Annotated in this window: 10 protein-coding genes; 7 read left to right on the top strand and 3 right to left on the bottom strand. The window is 36.4% G+C overall.

Features of this window, described 5'->3' with window-relative positions:
* From GSY74_RS02810 to GSY74_RS02800, 3 genes are all read left to right on the top strand, one after another.
* Positions 1–1,014, top strand: a 1,014-nt coding sequence (locus GSY74_RS02810) for a hypothetical protein (protein ID WP_164663596.1), incomplete at its 5' end; no start/stop codon positions are given.
* A gap of 278 nt (positions 1,015–1,292) precedes the next feature.
* Positions 1,293–1,694 carry a hypothetical protein gene (locus GSY74_RS02805; RefSeq protein WP_164663595.1) on the top strand — a complete coding sequence of 134 codons (402 nt, stop codon included), beginning with the start codon at positions 1,293–1,295 and terminating at the stop codon, positions 1,692–1,694.
* Positions 1,695–1,751: 57 nt separating this feature from the next.
* Positions 1,752–2,117, top strand: a complete 366-nt coding sequence (locus GSY74_RS02800) for a hypothetical protein (protein WP_164663594.1) — start codon at positions 1,752–1,754, stop codon at positions 2,115–2,117.
* Positions 2,118–2,332: 215 nt separating this feature from the next.
* On the opposite strand, the gene GSY74_RS02795 is transcribed toward GSY74_RS02800, so the two are convergent.
* The 3 genes from GSY74_RS02795 to GSY74_RS02785 all read right to left on the bottom strand — a co-directional run bounded on the left by GSY74_RS02795 (position 2,333) and on the right by GSY74_RS02785 (position 4,333).
* Positions 2,333–2,617 (bottom strand): type II toxin-antitoxin system RelE/ParE family toxin, encoded by a 285-nt coding sequence (locus tag GSY74_RS02795; RefSeq protein WP_164663593.1) that lies wholly within the window; start codon positions 2,615–2,617, stop codon positions 2,333–2,335.
* Positions 2,607–2,858 carry a type II toxin-antitoxin system Phd/YefM family antitoxin gene (locus GSY74_RS02790; protein ID WP_164663592.1) on the bottom strand — a complete coding sequence of 84 codons (252 nt, stop codon included), beginning with the start codon at positions 2,856–2,858 and terminating at the stop codon, positions 2,607–2,609. Before GSY74_RS02790 ends, GSY74_RS02795 begins: the two co-directional genes overlap by 11 nt.
* A gap of 77 nt (positions 2,859–2,935) precedes the next feature.
* Positions 2,936–4,333 (bottom strand): apolipoprotein N-acyltransferase, encoded by a 1,398-nt coding sequence (locus GSY74_RS02785; protein WP_164663591.1) that lies wholly within the window; start codon positions 4,331–4,333, stop codon positions 2,936–2,938.
* A 14-nt stretch (positions 4,334–4,347) separates the two neighbouring features.
* Here GSY74_RS02785 and yajC point away from each other — a divergent pair, with 14 nt between their 5' ends.
* The 4 genes from yajC (at position 4,348) to GSY74_RS02765 (ending at position 7,740) form a co-directional block, all read left to right on the top strand.
* Entirely contained in the window at positions 4,348–4,608 is a 261-nt protein-coding gene (gene yajC / locus GSY74_RS02780; protein WP_164663590.1) for a preprotein translocase subunit YajC, read from the top strand.
* Positions 4,609–4,611: 3 nt separating this feature from the next.
* Positions 4,612–6,195, top strand: a complete 1,584-nt coding sequence (gene secD, locus GSY74_RS02775; RefSeq protein ID WP_164663589.1) for a protein translocase subunit SecD — start codon at positions 4,612–4,614, stop codon at positions 6,193–6,195.
* Positions 6,195–7,169 carry a protein translocase subunit SecF gene (gene secF, locus GSY74_RS02770; protein WP_164663588.1) on the top strand — a complete coding sequence of 325 codons (975 nt, stop codon included), beginning with the start codon at positions 6,195–6,197 and terminating at the stop codon, positions 7,167–7,169. The genes secD and secF overlap by 1 nt, the downstream gene beginning before the upstream one ends.
* A gap of 226 nt (positions 7,170–7,395) precedes the next feature.
* Positions 7,396–7,740: a DUF6394 family protein gene (locus GSY74_RS02765; protein WP_164663587.1), complete on the top strand. Its 345-nt coding sequence runs from the start codon at positions 7,396–7,398 to the stop codon at positions 7,738–7,740.
* Positions 7,741–7,772 lie beyond the last annotated feature (32 nt).

The following is a 7,772-nucleotide window of genomic DNA, read 5'->3' as shown; positions in this document are numbered from 1 at the left end:
TATGATGGTGGTAAATTTACACTAAACTATAGTGGATTTGAAAACAGTGAAGATGAGAAAGAGCTTTCTATCTTGCAATCAATGATAGATGCAGGTCATCTGAAAACCCAAGATGTAGAGGCTATTAGGACTTTAGATACTCAATATGCACAAGATGAGTTTTATAAGACGCTTTTAAAAGATTTGGAGAGCAATATCAATACACTTAGAGAGAAAGAGTTGACAGCTACCGAGGCGATGAGTGGAAATATCAAAGAGATGGCACAAGAGTTGATTGATAATAATGTGACTAAAGAGTTACCTGATAGGATAAATGCTTGTGTTGACAGTGATTGTGTGGACAAGGAGATTGAGGGGCTTTCTGATGAGTTGATTATTTCGGATGAAGAGGCTGTTGAGGTTAAAGAGGAGCAGACAGGTGGAACTTCTGCTACAACTCCAACAAGTACAGAAAGAGAAGAACCAATTACTATTTCTAAAAATGGATTTATTACTCCGAATGATATTATGAAAGATAAAATAAAAGAAAGTTATAAAGAAAAAATAATTACTTCTTTTATAGATTTATCTGAAATGAGTGTTAATGTTACAGAGAGCAAGATTAGAGTAGAAATGAAAATTTTAGAACTTCCTAGTCAATTAAAATCTAATTTTAATGATAAAGAAAATAGTCAAAAAAATAATAGATATATATGGCTGATTTATTTCGATACAAATAATGATGATGAAACTAATATTGGTTTTTCACTTCAGCTTTCAGGAGATGACAAAGATATCAATAAATGGAATTCTATTGATGCAAATATAGTAAATTATGCTGATACACATTATCCTGTTGATGATAATATTAATATTGTTTCCAATATAATTATAAATGGAAATACAATAATTTTTGATATTCCAAAATCATTAAGTCCAATTTTGAATAATATTACTGCGTTAACAAAAGTTCGTTTTTATTCAGACCAAAGTATTGAATCTAATACCGAACGAGATTGGTATCCTACTCACTGACTAACTAGTTACGATGGTTTCCGTCGTAACCCACTCGCTCGTTCCCATCCGTCCTCGGTGGGATACGCATACGAGAGTCACAAGCTGTTTAAAAACTCCTTAATGCTCATATACACTCCCACGCAGGAGCGATGGGAGCGAGTTCTGCTTTTGGGTAGTTTAGGTTCTTGTATGCGTATCCCACCGAGGACGGATGGGAACGAGTCAACTCCTCAAAAGTCAATAACACTTTTCGTTCTTTTATGCTAAAATAACACCACCTTAAAAAAGGAAACCTCATGGGTCAAAAAGACATAATAACAAAAGAGATTATCAAAGAGATAGGTCGAGATATATCAATGTATATGCTTGGTATCGACATAGATAGTGAAGTGGAGTTGATAGATAAAGAGTGGACGAGAGTAGAAAGACGAGATAGTGACATTGTGTTTAAGTACGATAAGAAGATTGTGCATATAGAGATACAGAACAACAACCATAGCAAGATGGAGCTTAGGATGTTGCGATATTTTAGTGATATACTCTTTGAGTACAGAGATTATGAAGTTTCTCAATTTGTTATCTATATCGGCAAAGAGAAGTGTTATATGAGAGATAGGATTGAGCGAAATAGAATTTCATATAGTTATGATATAATTGATGTGCGAGATATAAGCTGTGAAGAGCTTCTGTATCATTAAAATCCATCGGCAGTTGCACTCTCTATATTATGTGATTTTGAGGGTAAAGATAAGCAGATGATTGTCAATACTATCTTGAAAAGAATTAGAGAGTTGACCAAAGATGATGATAGAGAGTACAAAAACTACTTGGAAAAAGTAACGATTTTGTCAACCAATAGAGAACTAGAAGAGAATGTGAAAAAAGGAGCAGATATGTTGGCTGTAGATATTGAAAATATACCATTTTATCAGGATGGTAGGGCAGTAGGGATTAAAGAGGGAATTAAAGAAGGCATTGACCAAGGTATTGAAAAAGGGATGATAATTGTTGCAAAGCAGATGTTGAAGTTGCATCTTGATGTAGATATTATACATAAATCTACTGGGTTGTCATTGGCTAGGATAGAGGAGATAAAGAGAGAGCTTTTTCAACCCAAATAGAGTGTTTTAGGTGCAATATAAATCTGACTCGTTTCCATCCGTCCGAGACTGTGAAAGAACCTATGCATTTCAATCGTAGGGTGCAATTTATTGCACCAAATATGAAATTGGTAGATAAAAAAGAGGTTTCTAACCTATTTTGTGGTGCAATAAATTGACACCCTACAGTTCTTTCACAGTCTCTCCTCGGTGGGATACGCATATGAGAGTTTTAATCAAACTCTTCCATGAAGCATCTTATAAACCTTATTATCTTCTCTCTTCCCAACAACCAAAACCAAGACGGTTATGGTTTCATCTTCGACTCTATAAGCAAGTCTATATCCTGCTGATTTGAGCTTGATTTTATAGACCATATCAAATCCACGGAGCTTATCTTTAGGTATTTTTGGTGTCTCTAGTCGCTTTTCCAATTTCTTTTTGAACTGCTCTTTGATACTATTGTCTAACTGTTCCCACTCTTTTAGTGCTTTTCTATGAAAGGCAAGTTTATAGCTCATTTAGCGAAACCTCTATGTAGTCAGAGTCATTATCAAGTCGCTCTTTTACCTCTCTATAGAGCATATAATCATCCAACATCTCCATCAACTTCTCATAGGTTTCAGAGGGGACAAGATAGGCACTTGGTGTATTGTGATTAAGTATGGCAATAGCCTCATTACCTGCTTTTTTGAGCAGTTCTGTTGGTGATTTTTTTAGTTCACTAATACTTGCTGTGTAGTTTGATAGAATCAGTTGCATAATTAAGTACCTTTTTAAATATCTATTTTAATACCTTATTATAGCTAGTTTTTTCTCATATCTGTCTGTTATAATGTTCACTTAATAACCTCCCCATTATGAACAGTATAAGAAGCAGACATATTCGCAGAATGATAGATAGTAGTACCATACTTTTTACTATAGTACTGTAGCAGTATCTTCTGTTGAGTTGGCTCAATTGATGGTGTAACCCAGCCGTTATTGGAGATTAAAATCATCTGTTTTGGGTCACCTTTATATAGCTTTTCTGAAGAGCCTTCGTAGCAGATGGCGTTTCTGTAGGTTATACCATTTATACTGTAGTCTGTAACATCATCAGAGGCGACATAGTCAGGGGCTCCGTCAAAAAATATCTCATTTACTATTTTACCCATCCATTTTGGTAGAGGATTTTGCTCTCCAAAAGGGACGAGAACTGCTTTGTTTGCTATACTGAATTTCCCATCTTTAAAGATATAGGTTGAGTTTCTAGGTATTCCATCATCCCAATACAATCCACCTATGACGATGGCAATTTCATTTGAATAACCCTGTAGTAGTGTCATTAGGTTTGGTTGTGTGTTTAAGTAGAATGCAAAGATAGACTCTGGAAATATGATTAAACCTTTTTTTTCTGCTATGGCTCTATCTATTTTCTTAAAAACCATATCTACATGTAACGGTTGAAGTTCTGGTTTCCATTTGTCCTCTACTGTTGTCATGGAGTTGGATAGTACGATGCCACTTTTTGGTAGTGGTCTCTTATCAAAGTGTGATGAGAAGGGGTAAGCTAATATAATTAGCAATAGATATAATAATGGATTAAGCTTTCTTTGAGATAAATAGTTCGGGTGTAAACACGCCGATTCCGAACATATAGATTGCATATAAGGAACCGATGGCTTTAGCCTCGCCCCTCGTGGTTGCCCTTGTTTGTAAATAGTCATAGAGATGGCAAAAAGCACAATAGCAAACTGCCATTTTTCAATACCCAAATAGCTATTGGTAAAGATAAGTTCAGGTTTAAACCAGTCAAATCCTAGAGGATGCAAATAGGATAGAGCTAATAATGCTAAAGCTTTGATAACCAAAACCGTAGGGGCAGACCCATGTGTCTGCCCTTCTATTTTTTGCCCTATAATCTCAGCAATCTTAGCAATAATCCAAAAAACAAACCCATAAACAAGAGAAGGAAACAGTACACCAAGAGGAATAGCCCAAGCAAAACCATAGTTAAAAAAGCTAACAGACATCCACCAAAACCACAACCCACCTATCCAAAATCCACCCCAAAACCAAACTTTTTTATCGCTTTGCAGTAGCCAATAGAGCATGAGTATTCCCAATATGGTATTGACAAAATGGTTTACGAAGCCCAGCCAATCAAGGTACATCGCTCCTGAACTCAAAATGGCTATAACAAAGCCTGTTGTTATTATCTTAATGGTAAAATACTCGATTATTTTTATAGACATAAAAGGATTCCCTCATGGAACAAGTAGCACAATTTTTACCCCTCATTATTTTATTTGTAATTTTTTACTTTTTGATTATCAGACCCCAACAAAAACAGCAAAAATCTCACGCAGAGATGTTAGAATCACTCACTAAAGGTGACAAAATACTAACTTCTGGTGGTATTTATGCTGAAGTTGTTAAAGTTGAAGAGGATTTTATCAAAATTAAATTAAATGATACGAATATCGTAAAATTAGATAAAGCTTTCGTATCAAAAAATGTTGAAGCGTAAGAGATGAATAGTTTAAATTATAGAGTTGTTATATTTCTCTTTGCTTTTGTTTTTGGGGTGGTCTTTTCGATTCCTTCATTGACACAGAGTGAAGAGGGCAAAAAAATTACATTAGGTCTTGATTTGCAGGGTGGTTTACATATGCTTCTTAGTATCAAGAGTGAGGTAGCTGTTGAGTCCAAAGTGAAATCTATCGGTACGACTGTTAAGTATAACTTGGAAGATGAAGATGTTATATTTGATGAGTTGAAGATAGCTGATGGAAAAGTCATATTTGAGATTCTTGATAAGGATGATTTGCCAAAGGTGACTAAGATTTTGGCAGAGGAGTTCAAGGATATTACAGTCAATAAAAATGGTATGAATTTTGAGTTGATTATGAGTGATAAGCTTATAGAAGATACTAAACAAAATGCCATTAATCAAGCTGTTGATACTATACGAAATCGTCTAAATATGTTTGGTTTGGCAGAACCTACTGTGGCTAAACAGGGTGAAGATAAAATCTTGGTTGAAGTTCCAGGGATTAAGACAGCAGAAGATGAGCAGAGAATTCGCTCACTTATCGCAAAAGCAGCACATCTTCAGATGATGGCAGTGGATGAGGATAGAGCATCACGAGTCGATACCATGAGTGATGAAGAAGCAAAACAGTTTGGTGATGTGATTTTGAGAGATGTAGCTGATGAGAATCAAAAATATCTTCTCTACTCTATACCAATCTTAGATGGTTCAATGCTTGTTGATGCAAAAGTTGGATATGACCAGCAGAATAATCAACCACTTATTAGCTTCAAACTTAATGGTCAAGGAGCCAAGATATTTGGTGACTTTTCTGGAAAGAGTGTGGGTAAGAGAATGGCAGTTGTTCTTGATGGCAAGGTCTACTCTGCACCTGTAATTCGTGAACGAATCGGTGGAGGTTCTGGACAAATCTCTGGAAACTTCACACCACAAGAGGCACATGATGTCGCTATTGCTCTGCGTTCAGGTGCATTATTAGCCCCTGTTCAGGTTGAAGAGAAGAGAAGTGTTGGCCCAAGTTTGGGTGCTGATAGTATTAAAGCTAGTTCTATAGCTCTTATTATTGGTTTCTTGGCAGTTGTTGTTTTTATGTTCTTCTATTATGGTATGGCAGGAGCCATCTCCAATGCGGCACTGATTGCAAACCTCTTCCTCATCTTGGCGGTGATGTCTATGTTTGAAGCAACACTTACTTTGCCAGGTATGGCAGGTATTGTTCTGACCGTTGGTATGGCAGTTGATGCGAATGTTATTATCAATGAGAGAATCAGGGAGCTACTTCATGCAGGAAATTCGATTACCAAGTCGATAGAGCAGGGGTACAATAACGCCTTTACTGCGATTTGGGATGCGAATATCACAACACTTATTGCAGCTGTTGTTCTTTTTGCTTATGGTACAGGTCCTATTAAAGGGTTCTCTTTGACGATTAGTATCGGTATCTTGGCATCAATGCTCACAGCTATTTTGGGTACACATGGTATCTATCAATGGATATTGCCAAAAATTAAAAAAGATAGACTACAGTTTTGGTTTGGAATCAGACCAGAGGGGAGAAAATAATGGAAGTATTTAAGTATAACAGACCTGTTGTAAGGTTTATGACAAATGCCAAAAAGTTTGGTATCTTCTCTATAGTTCTAGTGGTTCTCTCTTTAGGATTTCTTGCTACCAAGGGTTTGAACTACGGTATCGACTTTGCTGGTGGTACACTGATTCAGGTACAGTATGAGAAAGATGCACCTATTCAAGAGGTGAGAGATAGACTAAGTAAAGTAGAGAGCTACAAAGGAGCCAATGTAACTTTTTTTGGAAGTGACACAGAGATAGTGATTAGAACCAAAAACAGCTCAAAAAAAGTAGATGTAGATACAGGTGATGAGATAAGAAAAATTCTTGATGGTTCAGGAGCTTTTGAAATCAGACGGGTTGATATGGTGGGGCCTGCTGTTGGTGATGAGCTAAAGACCAAAGGATTGATGGCGATGTTTTGGGCAATTATTGGTATCTTGGCATATATCTCATTCAGATTTGAGTGGCGTTTTGCTATAGCATCTGTTGTTGCACTGACGCATGATATTATTATCGCTATGGGGGCATTGGCACTTTTTCAAATAGATGTCAATCTGCCTATTTTGGCAGCGTTACTGACTATTCTTGGATACTCTCTAAACGATACAGTTATTGTATTTGATAGAATTAGAGAGGGGATTCGAACGATTAAATCACCTGATTTGGCTGATGTAATTGATGAGTCTGTGACTAGAACACTTTCACGAACGACTTTGACATCTCTTACGACATTCTTTGTTGTATTGACCCTCTATATCTTTGGTGGTGAGATTATCTCTGGGTTTAGCTTTACTCTACTCGTTGGTGTTGTTGTGGGTACATACTCCTCAATCTTTGTGGCATCTCCTATTTTGATGTGGTTGAAGTTCTCTATCTTGCAGTTTAGAGAGAGAGAGGCAGCAGGACTCAAAAGAGAGAAAGAGAAAGAGAAGATGAGAGCTCAGTTTGAGCAAGGAACTATGTAGGAACTAAAATTGGGGTCTGGTAATGAAAATTCAATACCCAACCCCAATGAATTAGCGAGGCTGAAGCCATCGTTTCCTTATATGCAAGTCGCATTTTCGGAATCGGCGTGTTTACACCCGAACTATTTAGCTTAATTCATTGGCATTGTATCTCGTATATGTTAGATAAAAACCATTTTCAAATATAATTTTTTTGTATTTTAAAATTGTTTCAAGGAGTTCTATCATGAATTGGGGAAAAGTCTTTTATATATTTTTTACACTAATGAGCCTAACAACCAGTGTCTCATTTCTCTACGAACACACAGCCGTTGCACTTTTTGCCGCAGGTAGCATTAATCTTATCTCCACTATTCTAAAACTTGGTGTTCGTAATCTACTCTCCGCAGAGCTTTTAGCAGGTTCATTGGTTGCTGACTTGCATCTATTTCCTGCATTTTTTATGTTTCAGTTTGGCGATGGAAGTAGTGTAAATCTTATTGTAGGTTTGGTTATTGGAGCAATTATTGCCAATGGTTATACTTTGATTATTTCGATAGTAGAGAGTGCTAAGACAAAAGAGGATTTTTAATTAAACTCCTTTGGAATCGGAGACTTTAGTCC

Origin of the sequence: Sulfurovum sp. bin170 (assembly GCF_010892395.1) — a bacterium.
Taxonomy (GTDB): Bacteria; Campylobacterota; Campylobacteria; order Campylobacterales; family Sulfurovaceae; genus UBA1140.
This window is presented reverse-complemented; position numbering and strand designations above follow the sequence as displayed.